The sequence below is a fragment of the Rhizobium subbaraonis genome (assembly GCF_900220975.1).
GTDB lineage: Bacteria > Pseudomonadota > Alphaproteobacteria > Rhizobiales > Rhizobiaceae > Mycoplana > Mycoplana subbaraonis.
Genome location: NZ_OBQD01000005.1, coordinates 1 through 15,613, shown reverse-complemented (window position 1 = coordinate 15,613; position 15,613 = coordinate 1). Strand labels below are relative to the sequence as shown.

The 15,613-nt window shown below is 56.9% G+C and carries 21 protein-coding genes and 2 tRNA genes; 6 read left to right on the top strand and 17 right to left on the bottom strand.

The genetic code is table 11. From position 1 onward, the window contains the following. Positions 1-28: 28 nt before the first annotated feature. From CRO48_RS08390 to CRO48_RS31755, 10 genes are all read right to left on the bottom strand, one after another. Positions 29-580 carry an OmpA family protein gene (locus CRO48_RS08390; RefSeq protein ID WP_097138122.1) on the bottom strand — a complete coding sequence of 184 codons (552 nt, stop codon included), beginning with the start codon at positions 578-580 and terminating at the stop codon, positions 29-31. Positions 581-692: 112 nt separating this feature from the next. Then, entirely contained in the window at positions 693-1,259 is a 567-nt protein-coding gene (locus tag CRO48_RS08385; RefSeq protein ID WP_097138120.1) for a GNAT family N-acetyltransferase, read from the bottom strand. Between the two features lie 4 nt (positions 1,260-1,263). Next, entirely contained in the window at positions 1,264-2,118 is an 855-nt protein-coding gene (gene sseA, locus CRO48_RS08380; RefSeq protein ID WP_097138118.1) for a 3-mercaptopyruvate sulfurtransferase, read from the bottom strand. Between the two features lie 12 nt (positions 2,119-2,130). Next, positions 2,131-2,874, bottom strand: coding sequence for an alanyl-tRNA editing protein (locus CRO48_RS08375; RefSeq protein WP_097138116.1), 744 nt, complete (start codon positions 2,872-2,874; stop codon positions 2,131-2,133). A gap of 3 nt (positions 2,875-2,877) precedes the next feature. Then, positions 2,878-3,918, bottom strand: a complete 1,041-nt coding sequence (locus CRO48_RS08370; protein ID WP_097138114.1) for a cysteine synthase A — start codon at positions 3,916-3,918, stop codon at positions 2,878-2,880. A gap of 130 nt (positions 3,919-4,048) precedes the next feature. Continuing rightward, entirely contained in the window at positions 4,049-5,530 is a 1,482-nt protein-coding gene (locus CRO48_RS08365; protein WP_407071902.1) for a cryptochrome/photolyase family protein, read from the bottom strand. Beyond that, entirely contained in the window at positions 5,527-5,832 is a 306-nt protein-coding gene (locus CRO48_RS08360; protein ID WP_141402027.1) for a helix-turn-helix domain-containing protein, read from the bottom strand. Before CRO48_RS08360 ends, CRO48_RS08365 begins: the two co-directional genes overlap by 4 nt. Positions 5,833-6,414: 582 nt before the next feature. Further along, positions 6,415-6,834, bottom strand: a complete 420-nt coding sequence (locus tag CRO48_RS08355; protein ID WP_097138112.1) for a hypothetical protein — start codon at positions 6,832-6,834, stop codon at positions 6,415-6,417. A 120-nt stretch (positions 6,835-6,954) separates the two neighbouring features. Continuing rightward, the gene (locus CRO48_RS08350; RefSeq protein ID WP_097138109.1) at positions 6,955-7,215 is read right to left on the bottom strand and encodes a hypothetical protein; all 261 of its coding nucleotides are present in this window, start codon (positions 7,213-7,215) and stop codon (positions 6,955-6,957) included. Continuing rightward, positions 7,148-7,903 carry a hypothetical protein gene (locus CRO48_RS31755; RefSeq protein WP_141402026.1) on the bottom strand — a complete coding sequence of 252 codons (756 nt, stop codon included), beginning with the start codon at positions 7,901-7,903 and terminating at the stop codon, positions 7,148-7,150. Before CRO48_RS31755 ends, CRO48_RS08350 begins: the two co-directional genes overlap by 68 nt. A gap of 631 nt (positions 7,904-8,534) precedes the next feature. Between CRO48_RS31755 and CRO48_RS08345 the strand changes: the two genes are divergently transcribed. Beyond that, a complete protein-coding gene (locus CRO48_RS08345; RefSeq protein ID WP_097138107.1) occupies positions 8,535-9,089 on the top strand; it encodes a recombinase family protein in 555 nt (184 codons plus the stop codon). Between the two features lie 188 nt (positions 9,090-9,277). Here the strand turns inward: CRO48_RS08345 and CRO48_RS08340 are convergent, their stop codons facing one another. Next, the gene (locus tag CRO48_RS08340; RefSeq protein ID WP_141402025.1) at positions 9,278-9,880 is read right to left on the bottom strand and encodes a hypothetical protein; all 603 of its coding nucleotides are present in this window, start codon (positions 9,878-9,880) and stop codon (positions 9,278-9,280) included. Between the two features lie 174 nt (positions 9,881-10,054). Between CRO48_RS08340 and CRO48_RS08335 the strand changes: the two genes are divergently transcribed. After that, complete coding sequence (locus tag CRO48_RS08335; protein ID WP_097138104.1) at positions 10,055-10,366, top strand: sunset domain-containing protein; 312 nt, start codon at positions 10,055-10,057, stop codon at positions 10,364-10,366. A 511-nt stretch (positions 10,367-10,877) separates the two neighbouring features. Here the strand turns inward: CRO48_RS08335 and CRO48_RS08330 are convergent. After that, entirely contained in the window at positions 10,878-11,177 is a 300-nt protein-coding gene (locus CRO48_RS08330) for a hypothetical protein (protein ID WP_097138102.1), read from the bottom strand. Positions 11,178-11,463: 286 nt separating this feature from the next. After that, positions 11,464-12,837, bottom strand: a complete 1,374-nt coding sequence (locus tag CRO48_RS08325) for a DUF6538 domain-containing protein (protein WP_141402024.1) — start codon at positions 12,835-12,837, stop codon at positions 11,464-11,466. A gap of 2 nt (positions 12,838-12,839) precedes the next feature. On the opposite strand from CRO48_RS08325, the gene CRO48_RS31750 reads away from it, so the two are divergent. After that, a complete protein-coding gene (locus tag CRO48_RS31750; RefSeq protein WP_141402023.1) occupies positions 12,840-13,169 on the top strand; it encodes a hypothetical protein in 330 nt (109 codons plus the stop codon). Between the two features lie 47 nt (positions 13,170-13,216). Here CRO48_RS31750 and CRO48_RS08320 read toward each other — a convergent pair. Further along, positions 13,217-13,291: transfer RNA gene (locus tag CRO48_RS08320), tRNA-Asn, on the bottom strand. A gap of 165 nt (positions 13,292-13,456) precedes the next feature. Between CRO48_RS08320 and CRO48_RS08315 the strand changes: the two genes are divergently transcribed. Further along, complete coding sequence (locus CRO48_RS08315; protein WP_097138098.1) at positions 13,457-13,762, top strand: hypothetical protein; 306 nt, start codon at positions 13,457-13,459, stop codon at positions 13,760-13,762. Between the two features lie 263 nt (positions 13,763-14,025). Here the strand turns inward: CRO48_RS08315 and CRO48_RS08310 are convergent. Next, a tRNA-Cys gene (locus CRO48_RS08310) sits at positions 14,026-14,099 on the bottom strand. Positions 14,100-14,342: 243 nt separating this feature from the next. Between CRO48_RS08310 and CRO48_RS08305 the strand changes: the two genes are divergently transcribed. Further along, the gene (locus CRO48_RS08305; RefSeq protein ID WP_097138096.1) at positions 14,343-14,570 is read left to right on the top strand and encodes a hypothetical protein; all 228 of its coding nucleotides are present in this window, start codon (positions 14,343-14,345) and stop codon (positions 14,568-14,570) included. A 38-nt stretch (positions 14,571-14,608) separates the two neighbouring features. Here the strand turns inward: CRO48_RS08305 and CRO48_RS08300 are convergent, their stop codons facing one another. Then, complete coding sequence (locus CRO48_RS08300; RefSeq protein WP_141402022.1) at positions 14,609-14,854, bottom strand: hypothetical protein; 246 nt, start codon at positions 14,852-14,854, stop codon at positions 14,609-14,611. A gap of 70 nt (positions 14,855-14,924) precedes the next feature. On the opposite strand from CRO48_RS08300, the gene CRO48_RS08295 reads away from it, so the two are divergent. Then, positions 14,925-15,110, top strand: a complete 186-nt coding sequence (locus tag CRO48_RS08295) for a hypothetical protein (protein ID WP_102026003.1) — start codon at positions 14,925-14,927, stop codon at positions 15,108-15,110. Positions 15,111-15,211: 101 nt separating this feature from the next. Here the strand turns inward: CRO48_RS08295 and CRO48_RS32100 are convergent. After that, positions 15,212-15,613, bottom strand: a 402-nt coding sequence (locus tag CRO48_RS32100; protein WP_097138092.1) for a hypothetical protein, incomplete at its 5' end; no start/stop codon positions are given.

Sequence of the window (15,613 nt, the reverse complement as noted above, 5' to 3'; positions counted from 1 at the left end):
AAGGGCTTTCCGGCGGCGGGAGCGACGATCAGCGCACGAACTCGTCGATCCGGCGCAGCGTCACGCGCCGGTTGCGCCACTCCTCGCGCTCGGTCGGCACCAGCAGGTACTGCTCGCCGTAGCCGACCGTCTCCAGCACGCGCTGGGGAATGCCGTACGCGCGCACCAGCACCCATTTCAGCGATTCGGCGCGGCGCTCCGAGAGGATCTGGTTCGCGTAGGCAGAACCGACGGCGTCCGTATGCCCCTCGATCAGGAAGCGGGCACCGCGGCGGCGGCGAAGAAGCTGCTCCATCGCGCGGGCGATCTGCCGGACCTTGCCATATTCGGAACGCGGAATGTCCGCCGAGCCAAAGGCGAAGTTGATCGACTGGATATCAATCGAGGGTGCCGCCCGGCGCAGCTCGGGACGGCGCTTGAACTCCTGCACGGTTACCCGCTCCTCGCCGCGCATCCGACGCGCCGGCGCGGCATCCAGCCGACGCAGGATCATGTCCTCGGAGGGGGTCTCCTGCGCATAGGCGAGAGCTGGTGCTGCGGCTGCAGCGGAAAGGGCGATCAGGAATGAACGGCGATCCATCGGACGTTTCCTCAAGCTGTTTCATTGCCGACCCAGGATAGGTATGCAGCTTGAAGCATCGCTGAACCGGCCATTCGGCCGGCATTCATCTTCCTTGACGAAAGCCGGCCATTCAGCTCCGGCGGGCAAGGTCCAGCAATTCGTCGTCCGACAGCGGCCGCACCTCGACGTCGTGCATGCCGACCGGCGAAAAGCCGAACATCTGGTAGAGCTGCAGGGCGCGGGGATGGTCCAGATTGTTGGTGGTGACGGTCAGCGCCTGCGGTGCCGTGGCCCAGGCGGCATAGAGTGCCTGGAGCAGGAACCACTTGCCAAGCCCGAGACCGAGCGCACGTTCGAACAGGCCGAAATGAACGAGCTCCGTCGTATCCGGGTCCCCCTGGAAAAGCTCGAAGAAGCCGGCCGGGGCGCCATCGACGTAGAGCACCGATACCGTCGTGCGCTTGTCGTGGACGATGGCCGCAAGGGCCGCGTCGTCCATGCGCAGGCGCTCCACCCAGTGCCAGCGTCTGCCAACCTGGGTATAGAGGAAGCGGTAGTAAGCCAGCGGAATTTCCGGCACCCGCATGATGGCGGTCTGGATGTTGACCGGCACGGGCAAACTCTGTTTCGGCGGTGCGGTCATGCGCAGTTCGGTTATGTGCGCCAATATCGCGTCCGGCGTCTTTCTCGACGGCATCGTCTCACCCCCGCCCGGTGACGACGGGGGTGTCCGACCTGGCGCCCCATTCCGACCACGAGCCGTCGTAGAGCGTGTTGTTCTCGTGACCGAGGGAATGCAGCGCCAGGGTGATGATCGCTGCCGTGATACCCGATCCGCACGTCGTCACCACCGGCGCGGCAAGATCGATCCCGGCAGCCTCGAAGGTCGCCTTCAGCCCGTCCAGGTCCTTCAGCCTGCCCTCGACCGAAAAGGAACCCGAGGGCATGCTGCGGGCTCCGGGCATATGGCCGGAGCGCATCCCCGCCCGCGGCTCGGCCTCCTCGCCGGCGAAGCGGCCGAGGCTACGCGCATCCGCAATCTGGCGACCGCCGCCGGATACGATGGCAAACATCTCATCGTAGGACGTGATCGCGTCCTTGTTGAACTTTGGCCGGAAATGGCCGACACGCGGCTCCGGCAGGTCGGTCTCCAGCGGCCGGCCGTCTCGCTTCCAGCCGTCCAGACCGCCGTCCATGACGAAGACGTCGCGGGCGCCCATGATGCGCAGCAGCCACCAAACCCGCGGCGCGGTAAAGATGCCCGGACCGTCATAGACGACTATCGTATCGGTATCGGAGATGCCAAGCTTCTCCATCGACTGCGCAAACGCCTCGGGTGCGGGAACGCTGTGCGGCAGGCCCGTGGAATGGTCGGCGATGGCATCCTGGTCGTAGAAGACAGCACCCGGAATATGACCGGCGGCATATTCCGCCGCACCGTTCCTGTTTTGCGCCGGCAGATACCACGAGGCATCGACAATATGGAAGGCGGGCGCGCCCAGCTGCTTTTGCACCCAGTCGGGGCTGACGACGAACTTGCTCTTGGGTGCGGTCAAAGAATCTGCTCCTTAAGGGGTGGACGTAGGCGTTCCGAACCGAATGCGGAATCGCCTGTTCTCCTTGCCCTTCTTCTCGATCTTGGAAATGTGGATCGCGCCGACCTCCTGGGTCTCCGAAACATGGGTTCCCCCGCATGGCTGGCTGTCCACAGACGAATTCTCTCCGATGCAAACGAGGCTGACGCGGCCAAGGCCCATCGGGGGGCGAACGTTCTTTGACTTCACAATGCGCGGATTGGCGGCAAGTTCCTCGTCGGTGATCCACTGGACGTAGATCGGGTGGTTATCTTCGACAAGCTTCATCATTTGCGCCGTCACCTCGTCGCGGTCGATGGTCTCGCTCATGTCGAAGTCGACCCGGCTCTCCTCCTCGCCGACCGCGGCACCGGTGATCGGGAACGGACAGACGACCGAGAGAAGGTGGCAGGCGGTATGCATGCGCATCAGTCGGTAGCGCCGCGGCCAGTCGATATGGGCGACCAGCTTCTCGCCGACGACGGGCAGAACGCCGGCTTCCAGAGGGCGGTGGATGATGACGTCCTTGCCGGCGCCATGAACCGTCGGCCCGAGCGCGATCCGGCTGCCGTCAAGACGCTCGAGAAAGCCCGTGTCGCCGGGCTGGCCACCTGAGGTGGCATAGAAGCAGGTGCGATCAAGCTCGATGCCGCCGTCCTCATGGATCGCTGTCACCACCGCTTCGGTCGTGGACAGGTAAAAATCGTCGCGGAAGAGCGCGGCAACGAGCTTTGTCATCGATCAGTCAACGGCCTGGTAGGGGACCTTGAGCCCCGACGTCTTCGTCAGCCATGCCGGTGCGGGCAGGCCCTTCGACGCGAGGAAGTCCGGATTGAAGAGTTTCGACTGGTAACGATTACCATAGTCACAGAGAATCGTCACGATCGTATGGCCCGGCCCGAGATCCTTGGCCAGCCGGATGGCGCCCGCTACGTTGATGCCCGACGAGCCGCCGACACAGAGGCCTTCATGCTCGATCAGGTCGAAGACGAGCGGAACCGCCTCCGAATCGGGGATCTGGTAGGAAAAGTCGGGCGTGAAGCCCTCGAGATTGGCGGTGATACGCCCCTGCCCGATCCCCTCGGTGATCGAGCTTCCCGTCGCCTTCATCTCGCCGTGCGCATAGAAATTATAGAGTGCGGCGCCGTCGGGATCGGCAAGGCCGATCTTGATGTTAGGATTTTTGGCACGCAGGCCCGCAGCGACGCCGGCGAGCGTACCGCCGGATCCGACCGCGCAGACGAATCCGTCGACCTTGCCGTCCGTATCGCGCCAGATTTCGGGCGCCGTCGTCTCGATATGGGCATCGCGGTTTGCGACATTGTCAAACTGGTTGGCCCAGATCGCACCATTCGGTTCGGTTGTGGCGAGCTGCTCGGCAAGCCTGCCGGACAGCTTCACGTAGTTGTTCGGATTCTTGTAGGGTACAGCAGGAACCTCAACGAGTTCGGCGCCCAGCAACTTCAGCGCGTCCTTCTTCTCCTGGCTCTGCGTCTCGGGAATGACGATCACCGTGCGGTATCCGAGTGCCTGGGCGACCAGTGCCAGACCGATGCCGGTATTGCCGGCCGTTCCCTCGACGATCACGCCGCCCGGGCGCAGCTGACCCGCCTTCTCCGCCGCACGAATGATCGACAGCGCCGCGCGATCCTTGACCGACTGGCCGGGATTGAGGAACTCCGCCTTGCCGAGAATGGTGCAGCCCGTCGCCTCCGACGCCCCCTTCAGCCGGATCAGCGGCGTGTTGCCAATCGCGTCCAGTACCGAGGTAAGAATAGCCATCGCTCGCGAGCCTCACAATTTTTCCAATAGATTAGGGAGCGACTTTTCGATCCGCAAGCAATGGTTTGCAAGAAATTCCGTTCCTAGTGCTCGCCTTCCGCCGGTATAATTTCGCGTCTTTCGGCCGATCTCAGTCCCCTTCGCCGGCGTGTCCGCCCCTGATCCGGGCGAACACCTCCATCGCCCGGTCGCGGGCTGCGCGATGGTCGACGAGAGGCTGCGGATAGTCTGTCCCGAGAGCGATGCCGGCCTGCCTGAGGACGGGTGCCGGCGCTTCGAACGGCCGGTGGACGTACTTTGCCGGCATCTCCGCGAGTTCCGGCACGAAGGCCTTCACGTAAGAGCCATCCGGATCGAATTTTTCGCCCTGCAGGACGGGATTGAAGATGCGGAAGAAGGGCGCGGCGTCGGCGCCGCATCCGGCCACCCATTGCCAGCTCGCCGCATTGGAGGCCGGATCGGCATCCAGAAGCGTGTCGCGAAACCACTGTTCGCCGCGCCGCCAGTCGATCAGCAGGTCCTTGATCAGGAAGGATGCCGTGATCATCCGCACCCGGTTGTGCATATAGCCGTGCTTCCAGAGTTGACGCATACCGGCATCAACGATCGGATATCCCGTCATCCCCCTGGTCCAGGCCGCAAAACGCTCATCGTCGCGTCGCCATTCGAACGCGTCGAAGCGGCGGTCGATGTTTTCGCTGTCGAGCTTTCGGTGATGATAGAGCAGGTGGTAGGAGAAATCGCGCCAGGCGAGTTCCTTCCGGAAGGTGACGAGACCCTCCGTCCAGCGGCTGCCTTCATCAAGGCGCGCGGCATGCCACAGCACTGCGGGGGATATCTCGCCGAAGGCCAGATGCGGCGAAAGCTGCGAGGTTCCGTCAATGGCGGGAAAATCACGGGTACGGTCATAGTCGCCGATCCGATCCGCCACGAAGACCGATAGTCGCGCCTGCGCGCCCTCTTCTCCCGGTGTCCAGACCTCACCGAACCGGCTGGCCCAATCGGGCTTTGTCGGAAGCAGAGACCAATCGTCGAGACGGTCGCTGGCGGGAAAGCGTTCGGGCGAACGAACCGAACTGGGCGCGTCTATCGGCGTATCGGGTTCCCCGCCCTGCTGCAGCGCGCGCCAGAACGGCGTGAAGACCTTGTAGGATCCACCGGTCTTCGTCTTCAGGCGCGTGGGATCATGCAAGAGCTGCCCGGCAAAGCTCTGGGCGTCGATTCCCCGCGCACGCAAGCCCGCCTTCAGCGCGCTGTCGATCTCGATCCCGCAAGCGTCGTGGCGCCGGTTCCAGAAGACGGCGTCAGCACCGGTCTCGTCCGCGACGGAGAAGACAGTGTCCGCCGCTCCGCCCCGCCGCAGAATCAGCCGGCTGCCGATCGCCTCCAGACGTGCGGTCAGCCGCTCCAGCGAGCGATGCAGCCACCAGGCCTGCGCTGCACCATAGGGCATGGCGTCGTCATTGCCGTCTTCCAGAATGAAGAGCGGCACCACTGGCCGACCGCTGCTGGCCGCGGCGGCCAGCGCATGGTTGTCGTGAAGCCTGAGATCGCGGCGAAACCACAGGATGACGGGGGCCGCATCGGCCGGCAACGCCTTGCCCGCGCTCATCTGATGCGTTCGCCCGCTCTGCTCGATCTGCCACCCCTCTCCATCGATGCTCCCGCCTGTTCCTCGTTGCCGCCCTGCTTCAATCGCACACCCGGGCCGGCATTGTCTTCACTGATCATTTCGACGCCCGCCGCAAGAAGCGCCTTTTCGATCGCTTCCAGCGAGGCCGACGGCGGCACCTTGCTGCCGCGCTCGAAGTCGATGATCGTGCGATCGGAAACGCGGGCGGCCTTGGCAAGCCGTTCCTCACTCCATTCGATCAGAGCCCGCGCAGCGCGGCATTGGGAGGGGGAAATGGCCATCACGATCCTCGCGTCGATGCTTCGTGGACGGTCGGGCGGCGTACAACGTGATCACGCCATCACCCCGGTCCCGGATGGGCTGTAAATACCCACGGGTCGTCCAGAGTTCCACAGACGCGATGATAGGGCGAAAATGAAAAAGGGCCGCGCCGTTGTGGCGCAGCCCTTCTGAAACTGGCTCCCCGGGCCTATTCCATTGGGTCGAAATTTTCCAATAGAATCAATGAACCAATAAGCGAAAATGTAGCAGCAAAATGTAACATTATTGATGAAATGCTGTCGCATTGTTGGAAGTAATCGGGCTATGTAAAAAATTGTTCATTTCGCCGCAGTGACCGGACGCGCCCAAAATCAGGATGATGAGCCGGGAAAACAGATTTAGTTAAATCCCCTTCAGGACGACGGGAATACAGACGGTATTTCAATACTGGAATTAGACCTGAAAAAAGACAGGACGTGGTCAGCAGGCCTTTTTGCAGTGCTCAATTATCGTCTACGCTCTCGGATTTGGTCGTCACTTCGATGCGTATCGAGCGGTAATCCCAAAGCACATGTCATGAAGTGCCTCGATCATCTTGCCGCTCATCTCGATTCGTCGGCTTCTACATGATGTCGGGGGGCGACAGAAATCAGGACCTTCGTCCATGGATGGACCTTAAATTCTCGCGGGTCTGTGTGAGCATAGACCCTATTTCTTAGTTCCCGGAAGCGCTCGTGCTGTCCAAGTTCGCCCGCATCGTAAAGGTCAAGGAGTTCTTTCGGGAAATCGTTCCAGCCATTGCTTTGTGTAAAGGCACGTCCGTACGAGACCAGCATCGCAGTCACAAAGGCGGATTGCAGCAAGTAGGCATTGCCTCGGTCAGCCGCATGGGCATTCCATCCCTTTTTTAGAATGAATTCCCCGTACTCCACCGCCATCGAAAAATCGTGGACCGCTGCGCATAGCTTGCTGTAAGTGCGCCTATCGTCGTCATTCAGGTCGATTGGGGCAAAGTCGTCCATATGCTTCCGCTGCTTCGAAGATGTCACGCCTCATCAAGTACGCACAAACGTTAAGAAGCCAGAAAACGAAGGTTTTTGGCACTCACTGTTTCGAACAGTTGGTAACGTTGAATCACCAAGTCAATAATCGGACGCCTCCCAGTCTATCTGCCATTCCGTTTTGTCGGCAAGATGCCCCAGTTCCATCCAAAGATCGAAAACGACATCCTCGTCATTGCCGAGTTGACGAGTAAGGCGCGTCCAGATCAATCTCCGAGTTAGCGGGTCACCGATCTCCTCTTCCGCAGGAATGCCGAGCTTTTGCGAAACCGCGTCAAGATCGGTCGGGGCGACATTGATGACAATCTTCTGAATGAAGCGACCATATCCGTTCGCCTTCATTTGTTGCTCCTCGTGTTGTGTTAGGTGGGAGAGGCGACAGCGCCGGAACCGGAGCACGGAAGCTCCAGAAGGGAAAATCCACTGACCATGCTGGATAAAAGTCGTACGGTGCATAGTTCGTATCGTTGTTTTTCAGCTTGCCTTCCAACTTGAGGGAATATGTCAGGAATCTGGCGAGGTCTTCGAAGCTGTTTACGGGCTTGAGGTCGACCAAGGAAATGCCCGGTGTCGGGTTGCTAATCTTGTAACCGCCTTCCAATGTTAGGAACTCTTTGTTCGCATCCTCGAAATTGGCAAGGGTACGTTCGTGGAAGATGACGGCTCCATGACCATGAGGGTGCGCCGTTACAGTGTTGAAGCCATTGTGCCGAGTGCCTTCAATATCGAATGCCATGAACGCCAGTGGCTGAAGCTTCTTGTTCCGGCGCGTGACTTTACCGTTTGATAGGCACTGTTTCCTCATTTCGGTTGCGTGATATTTTCCGAAGGCTTTGTTGAATCTTCTTTGTGCATCCCCAATGTGACAAGGCGTTCCGCCGCTATCGAGCAGGATAGTTGCCAAAAAGGCGTTGTGTCTAATGTAGTCTTCTATACGATTTAGGTCTGTATTTGAAGATGCGCTGATATCGTATGCGGCTTTATCGATTATCTTTTGAAATGCCCATGTGCTTGTTTGATTTGATGTCATTGTAACTCTGTTATTAGGTAATATATATCTAATTGCGCCACTTCATCGAAGAAGCGCATTGAAAATTATTTGGAAAGCCTCAAGCTCGTTCTATTGATCGGGTTCTTGAGCGCCAACTTGGTCGGCTGTCTATTTAGCTTGGGAAGCGCGTGTGAATTTCGCGTGGATCACGCCTCAAAGATCGGCGTGGTTGGTGTGTCGTGAGCACTTCACGAGGCGTTCGGTCTGAATGAGATGATTGGCGTCATCAGATAGCTTCCCGCCACCATTTCCCGCCTACAGTAAAATCCAACGCCGACATATTAGTCCATTTTCCCTTATAAGTCAATGAAAATATTGTATAAATTGCAATTTCTTGGGTGGTTTTCTACCATCAAGTCTGGCGCAGCGCTGAGGCACCTGATCCGCCGAACAGCAGCGTTCATCACGTTTGGTTGGTGTGTCGTGAGCAGATCACGAGGCGTTCGGTCGGGCGCTACCCGTCGCGTTGACGCCTTTCATGTGTCATTTGGGTTTACCGCACCAAGACATTTGAATGAGACAGATTGCGCGTCTTATTTGGGTTGATTTCCTTATTCCGAGACAATATGACTCACACATCTAAATCCATATGAGACAGTGAGGTAGCGCAATGACACAGATTTACGGATATGCCCGCGTATCCACGACAGACCAAGACTTGACCATTCAGGAAGCCGCCTTGCGTGCAGCCGGTGCAACGATCATCCGGAGCGAGAAGAAGAGCGGCACCACGACTGAAGGGCGCGACGAACTGGCAACCCTTATCGAGTTCGCCCGGGCTGGCGATACGATCATTGTCACGCGCATCGACAGGCTTGCCCGATCCATTGCCGATCTTGCCACTATCGTTCGTACGCTCGAAAAGAAGGGCGTTCACCTGAAGGCGACAGAACAGCCAATCGATACCGGTTCCCCGGCTGGTCGTGCCTTCCTGCAAATGCTTGGTGTCTTCGCTGAATTCGAAACCGCTATCAGGAAAGAGCGACAGCTTGAAGGAATCGCCAAGGCGAAACGCGACGGCGTATACAAGGGCAGAAAAGCCAGCATCGATGCCGACAGGATCAATGAGCTGGTAGCAGCCGGTAAGGGCGCTACAGAGATTGCCAAAGAGCTTGGAATAGGTCGGGCATCGGTTTATCGCTATCTGCCGTCAAAGACCGCCTGAAGCCGAATGAATAGCCGTTTACCCGGGGCGTGTACCGATTGGTGCCGCCCCTTTTTCATGCCCAATGTTCGGAATCTGTTCTGTTGCGAATGACTTGCAAATAGGGGCAATTTGGCGGAATTTCCGGGGCAGCGAGCGCAGGGGCGCAAACGTCATCAAAATAAGCGTTCGCGCAATATTCATGCTCGCTAATCCGCGCAAATCGCATCCATCTTCTGTTTGAAGCATCGACGTAGCGAGACTGATTCTGGTTGTTTCAGTTCATCAATGTAGCGCCCGAATGCATCGGACAGGCTTCGGTGAAATTTCGTCCGATTGATTTGAATTCGACCGTCGTCATTGAATTTCAGCATTGGATACCGCTCGCCCCGCCGAACGACGATTTTGTCGGTACTGCCTCTATGGTGGAGCGCACAACGTCCTTGCGCATAAAGGTTTTCAGCTTTGGATTTCCATTGAGTTCGGTCGTCCAAGCAAGCCAAGAATTCGTCCCATCTCTTCATGAAGCGAACTGACTGGTCTTGGCTGTTTCCGGTACGCCCTTCGCGAAACCCCTGAATTGTCTCGATGACGATGAAATCCAACGCGAGGATCGCGAAACCAAAAGTGCCACGGCTATTCGGCGCATCCGCCACAATCAATGCATCAGCGGGTTCAAGGAATCTCTTTTGAATCCGGTTCTGTAAGACGTTCGCCGCCTTTGTCCATTCGTTTTCATCCGGGTTGTCTGGATCAAGTTGCAGCTTCTGCCAGTAGTCAACGCTGTAGTCCGGACTGATCATCATGCTCATGGAATCGTCGTGCATTGGTCACCAGATGATTGAGTGTGCAGCGGAATATTCACAACTTCGTATCAAATGAAAAGCGGTCCTGAATCCGTCTATCGATCCATCAAAATCTACTAATATTCGGAAACGAGCATCAACTTTCATCTGCTATCTAAGTGCGAGAAGGGAGTTTGTTCAATGCGCTATCGAAAGTTTCGCCAGCAGCGGCGATCATTGATCAGACAGGCACCCGGCATATTCGTTCTTGGTGCGCTCGCCATAGCCGGGGCGGTCTTTTCCGCTGACACCGGTATGATGTCGTCTGTTGGCGCTCTTGCCAAAGGCTGCAACGTAAAGGGCAACGTCAGCTTCAACGGCGGCGAACGCATTTATCATGTGCCGGGGCAGGAAGACTACGACGCCACTCGTATTCGGTTGGAATACGGGGAAAGGTGGTTCTGTTCCGAAGCCGAAGCGCTTGCGGCTGGATGGCGGAAGGCGCGAAACTAAGCGAAGCGTGGTCGCTGCAAGATCGGGCGGGTTCTATAGCCAAATGCCGCACCTTTCATCTGGCAGGTTCTGCTGTCGCTTTCCTCACGTGAATCGCGTGATATTGTGGCGAGTCACTTAGTTGCGATGGGGCGCGTTATGGATTGGAAAGCTTGGTGTTTAGCAGTGGCACTATCGGTTGTCTCGCCGATTTCCGCATTTGCAGCAGAGATGCACTGCGAACAGCAGGTTAGCAGTCAATTCAGAGGGCTTCGAATATACGTAAACGCGAAGTTGAATGGCGGTCAGGTCACCAATTTTTCTAAGGTACTCGACCAGAAAGGGAAAGAGAAAGTAAGCTTCTACTCACGGATATTGTACCAGAGCACGTTCAAGGACTATCAAGGTCAGTCAAATATATCTGTCATCGTTGCGTCCGGCGGAGATTATAACTCCGCTCCAACGACATACTATATGAATTGGGGGCACCCAAAAATAACGGAAATCGCACTGGATGGTTCTGGTGCTTTTACTACCGTCGATGCATGGGTGTGCAACCGATTGGATTGAATCCAAAATGCGTGCGCTTTTCCGGTGGATTGCTTCTCCACGCGGCTCCATTGTCGAATGTGAGGCGATCCACGTCACGCGCGTCTTCAGGCGGTTCGCCATAATGGGTTGCGCCTGTATCCTCGTCGCGCCATGACTTCAGCTTGAAGCCAAGAAGGTCAGCGAACGCCTTGGCGTTCTTCCAGTCGTAGAATTCCGGATCGTGGCTTGTGCCCTGAGCGGAATCGATCCGTGCCTTAATGTCTTCAACGCTGATGGTCATGTTTGTTCGTTCTCCCTGTCAGATTGATGCAAGCTCTTCTTTGTATCGCTTTAAATTTCTTGCATGCTTCATTGCAACGGCTCTATGCCCCTGCGCTTTTAGATCATCGATTAGTATCTGATAGTCGCGGAAGAATTCATCGCGAATTTCAGGATAATCGAAAATATTATTGAATGTATATTTCCTTTTCAATTTCCATGATCCTTATCGGATACATGGGCTTATTCATAATATATAAGTGACTTTCGTCTTCGCTTTAAGCCAATGTCCTTTGTTATAGTTGATATTAGTATGCTTCCGGTGGAAGGCATTTGGTTAGAATTTCAAGCTTTACGTCCAGCGGCAGTTCTGTCCCGTAGTGGTCCCCAATCCTTTTCTTGCCGTCGCTTTGCCCAAGAATGGCGGTTCGCAGCGAATATTCGTATTTCTTCGCCTTCATCAAGTCCGCCATTCTGTGGCGATAGCCGTACGTCGTCTTGCCCGGGGCAGCCTGCTGAATGAGATGATTGGCGTCATCAGATAGCTTCCCACCACCATTGCCATTGTCCAACCTGAAGGTCGGGAAGCCTTCGGGGAAGCGCTTCATCGCCGCTAAGGCAATTCCGACGAGTGGCACCTTCCGAATGCGGTTGTCGGTCTTCAGCATCGATCTGAATTCGTTTGGACGGATCAGCAGATGCGGAATCTCTGCGTCCAGAACAATATCGTCCTTGGCGAGCATCACGATTTCTGATGCGTGTGCGCCGGTGTTTTCGAGCACGGCACAAATCGCTATCAGTTCAGGGTGAGCGCCGATTTCGGCAAAATGCTTCCGGATCGCAATGGCTTCATCGTTGAGAATCGGCGGGCGCTTCACTTCGTCGCCAATACCCTTGATCGGTCGAAGGTTCTCGAACGGTGAGTCGTCGCCCTTCCGGTCGTCGATCTCATAGGCGTGGCGCACGATCACCCGAAGCCACATCAGCTTTTTGCGAACCGTGTCGACCTTGATGCGTCCAGTCTCCACGCGTTCCAGCAGCTTCGACCGATATTCGTAGACCTGTTTTTTCGTGAGCTTCAGGATATCCAAATCCGCGCCCATCTCTTTTTCGAAGTCGGTGACGGCTTCCTTGTACTTGTTCCACTTCTTTTGGCGTGCCCGATGCGACAGGTTCAGCCACATATCGCGGGAATCGGTCTGAAACTGTTCCAACGCTTCGCGCATCGTCACGGCGGGCGGTTCGACAACCCCGCCAGCGGTCGCGATCATGATCGGGTCCGGATTCGGCGTTCGAGCATACTCTTCCAGCATCGCACCGAATTCATCGATGTCTTCAACAGGGGCGGTCACGATCCGGTCAACGTGCTGATAGACCGTTCCGCACAGCTTCGCGCGGTCCCTTACAGCGGGAATCGTGATTTCGCCCGATGTGTTCGGGGTAATGGAAAGAACGTTGTCGTAGTGTTCGGCGTATTCTGCCAGCAGAGGCAGCGCTTCGGTAATAGACTTGGTGTTGAGGCTATGAACCCATTCACGCTTTCTCTTTCCATATTTGTTGAAGTCGGCAACCCGATCCTTTGGGATGATGCGACGGAAATAATATGTTCCGTTTCGCGCAAATAGATATTTCGTTTCAGCTTTTTGCAATTTGAAGTGCTCTTGTAAGGTTGAATTGCGCACGTATGAAGTCACTGGCGTTTCATGCCAATGGTTTCACCTGTCCCAAAATGTTGATGATGATACAGCAGGACGGGCAACGGGTTCTTCCGAGCCGCCCAATTGTTCCAAAGCATATCGAAGATATTCGCAGCCGTCAATGGGCGTTGGAAAGGAAAGGTGCCGGTAAGAATTTGAAATCAAAACGAATTCTTGGCGAATGCCTTCGATTACTTTCTTTCAGAAGAAGTTCTACTGTTGGCGAATTTGCCGAAGCGAGACTGAAGGGGCAAATGTATCAGCAAAATGTAACAATGCCGCCCGATCCGAAGAGGGGCGGAACGCCAAGCCGTTGATTTTCCAAAGAAAAAGAGCCTCCGCATTTCTGCGAAGGCTCTGAATTTGGCTCCCCGGGCCGGATTCGAACCGGCGACCTGTCGATTAACAGTCGAATGCTCTACCGCTGAGCTACCAGGGATCATCCGCTCGCTGCGGAGTGAGCGCGTAATACAAATGCTGAACCGATTTGCCAAGCGGTTTTTTCAGAAAAATTCGCATCCTCCTTGATTGACTGTGGAGAAGGAACCAGATGTCTCACGCAAGTGCCCGGAAATCCGGCATCCCTGAATTGCGAAGCGAGCGGATGAAACCAAAAAGCACGTCAAAGACCCATTTTGGCATCGACCACGGCACGCACGAGATCGTCATGGGGCCGTTCCGCTGGAAGCTTCCGCAATCGCGGGCGCTACGGATGACGATCGGCTTCGTGCTGATCTTCTTCGGCCTACTGGGGTTTCTGCCCGTGCTGGGCTTCTGGATGATTCCGCTCGGCCTTCTCGTGCTGTCGCACGATTCCCCGCTCGTCCGACGCCAGCGCCGAAAACTGGCCATCTGGTGGGCGACGCGCAAACAGCGCCGTGCCGGCGTGAAACGCGGCTCGGAACGGTAGCTGCGCAAGCCGGTGGCGTTTCGGGCAAGAAATTAATGCAATGGCTATCGCGTCAAGTGCAGACAGCAGCTGCCCAATAGCCGCACACCCCAAAATGAGAGAGAGTGCGGGCCTCGTCGAAGGGCGGCGAAGCCTCTCTCTCTCTCTCTCTGTCTCGCGCGCGCGCGCGCTCCGTCGGGAATTTGAGACCAACTTGAACTTGATAAAGCAACAAAGGCGCCGAATGATCGCGCCTGAAACTTTGAAGTCATAAAGGGAAAAAGTGGAGGCCTCGCCGAGAATCGAACTCGGGTGCAAGGATTTGCAGTCCTCTGCGTCACCACTCCGCCACGAGGCCATCCGTATGCTTAAAAGCGTGTGGTGTCGGGCGTTTAGAACGAATCTCAGTTGGACGCAATACCCTCCATTCTGAACGCTGTCCTTTTTTCATTCTGAACAACGGTTCGGGAAAAGTTCTCCACAAGGCCATCTTGAGGGCATCAGACCAGCATCTTTGGGATGGACTGCCGGGGCTGTGGCCCTACGTTTCTCCATGGCCATTTTCACTCAAAGGCGGAGCTCATCCCAATGGAGGAGACGCATGGATATCCCGTCACCCAGAACACCCGACACGCCCGACCGGCTCATCGAATGCGAAGAGGCGTTGGAGGCCTCTTTCCAGGATCTCGTCTGGCGCGCCGTCCAGGCAGGATGGGATGAGGAGGAAGCGAGCACGGCCATCGCGATGCTTGCCGACAACCATGTCCTGGCTATGGAATACAACAGACGTACGGAGGCGTCGGTGAAGCGCGCGCGGAGAAGGAAATGAAGCCGCGCCCAGTGTCCCGCACGGGCGCGGCCAGATGCCTACCTCGGCGCGCCCGTGGAAGTGTGTGTCGCTGGTCGAGCCCACGCCGGCGGTTCTCCGGTAATCTTCTGGATCGCTCCGCAGATGGCCTGATTCAGTTCGGTCAGAACGCGGTATTCCTCGCTCGAGGTCGTCAGGCTGCCGGAAGTGTTGCGGATTGTCTTGTGAAGGGCCGTTGCGTGGGCGATGAACGCTTCCCGCTCGTGGTCATACATATGCTCGTGGCGGCCGGATCTACGAACCATAAGCCAAATCCTTCTTGCTCTCGTGTTGGCCCGCATGCCTCAATGAGGTAATGGCACAACGAGAACGAAGATGGAACAAAAATTGATGAGTGACGAGAAGCCAAACGGGCAGAAGGCAGCCAGCATTCACGAGGAACACTGGTGCCAGCACCCGGCGTGTAAGAGGTGGGGAAGTTTCGGCTATGACCGCGGCAAGGGCACGATCGATTGGTGGTGCGGGGAGCACCGGCCGGATAGCGCCGGCGAAAGCCGATGAGGCGTGATCCCTGGTGGGTCTACGCTATTTTGATCGTCGCCGCATTGGGCGCGGCGGCGAGTTTCGTGGGGCGGCTTGGACAGGCGATTGGCTGGTGGTGATCAGCCTGGAACGGCAAATGTCTGCTTCTCCGCCCGGCGGCCGTTCACGTTGTCCAGCCGCTGCAATATCTCCCGCATGACCCGGATATCGCCGTTCATATCGTTGAGACTGTCCTGAAGCTCTTTCATCGCCGTGGCCGTCGTCGCGGTGGACTGCTCGGCCACTGTCAGCCGGTATTGCAGGTTGTCGATCTTGCCGATGTCCTTTTCCGTGCCCTTCACGCGCTCTTCGAGCTTCGCCATGTTGGCGCGGTATTCGGCCGATTTCTCCTTCCGGTCCTGCTCGATCGCTGTGCGCCATGCCTGAAGCTCTTCAATGTCCCTGCTCTTGTCCACCCAGATCGCAACGCCGCCGACGCACATGCCGATAAGCGTGATGATCTGGATGATCGTATTCAGGTT

Coding starts and splice junctions, on each gene's coding strand:
- CRO48_RS08390 (WP_097138122.1), bottom strand. CDS start 580: ATGGATCGCCGTTCATTCCTGATCGCCCTTTCCGCTGCAGCCGCAGCA.
- CRO48_RS08385 (WP_097138120.1), bottom strand. CDS start 1,259: ATGCCGTCGAGAAAGACGCCGGACGCGATATTGGCGCACATAACCGAA.
- CRO48_RS08375 (WP_097138116.1), bottom strand. CDS start 2,874: ATGACAAAGCTCGTTGCCGCGCTCTTCCGCGACGATTTTTACCTGTCC.
- CRO48_RS08370 (WP_097138114.1), bottom strand. CDS start 3,918: ATGGCTATTCTTACCTCGGTACTGGACGCGATTGGCAACACGCCGCTG.
- CRO48_RS08365 (WP_407071902.1), bottom strand. CDS start 5,530: ATGAGCGCGGGCAAGGCGTTGCCGGCCGATGCGGCCCCCGTCATCCTG.
- CRO48_RS08360 (WP_141402027.1), bottom strand. CDS start 5,832: ATGGCCATTTCCCCCTCCCAATGCCGCGCTGCGCGGGCTCTGATCGAA.
- CRO48_RS08355 (WP_097138112.1), bottom strand. CDS start 6,834: ATGGACGACTTTGCCCCAATCGACCTGAATGACGACGATAGGCGCACT.
- CRO48_RS08350 (WP_097138109.1), bottom strand. CDS start 7,215: ATGAAGGCGAACGGATATGGTCGCTTCATTCAGAAGATTGTCATCAAT.
- CRO48_RS31755 (WP_141402026.1), bottom strand. CDS start 7,903: ATGACATCAAATCAAACAAGCACATGGGCATTTCAAAAGATAATCGAT.
- CRO48_RS08345 (WP_097138107.1), top strand. CDS start 8,535: ATGACACAGATTTACGGATATGCCCGCGTATCCACGACAGACCAAGAC.
- CRO48_RS08340 (WP_141402025.1), bottom strand. CDS start 9,880: ATGAGCATGATGATCAGTCCGGACTACAGCGTTGACTACTGGCAGAAG.
- CRO48_RS08335 (WP_097138104.1), top strand. CDS start 10,055: ATGCGCTATCGAAAGTTTCGCCAGCAGCGGCGATCATTGATCAGACAG.
- CRO48_RS08330 (WP_097138102.1), bottom strand. CDS start 11,177: ATGACCATCAGCGTTGAAGACATTAAGGCACGGATCGATTCCGCTCAG.
- CRO48_RS31750 (WP_141402023.1), top strand. CDS start 12,840: ATGAAGTCACTGGCGTTTCATGCCAATGGTTTCACCTGTCCCAAAATG.
- CRO48_RS08315 (WP_097138098.1), top strand. CDS start 13,457: ATGAAACCAAAAAGCACGTCAAAGACCCATTTTGGCATCGACCACGGC.
- CRO48_RS08305 (WP_097138096.1), top strand. CDS start 14,343: ATGGATATCCCGTCACCCAGAACACCCGACACGCCCGACCGGCTCATC.
- CRO48_RS08300 (WP_141402022.1), bottom strand. CDS start 14,854: ATGGTTCGTAGATCCGGCCGCCACGAGCATATGTATGACCACGAGCGG.
- CRO48_RS08295 (WP_102026003.1), top strand. CDS start 14,925: ATGGAACAAAAATTGATGAGTGACGAGAAGCCAAACGGGCAGAAGGCA.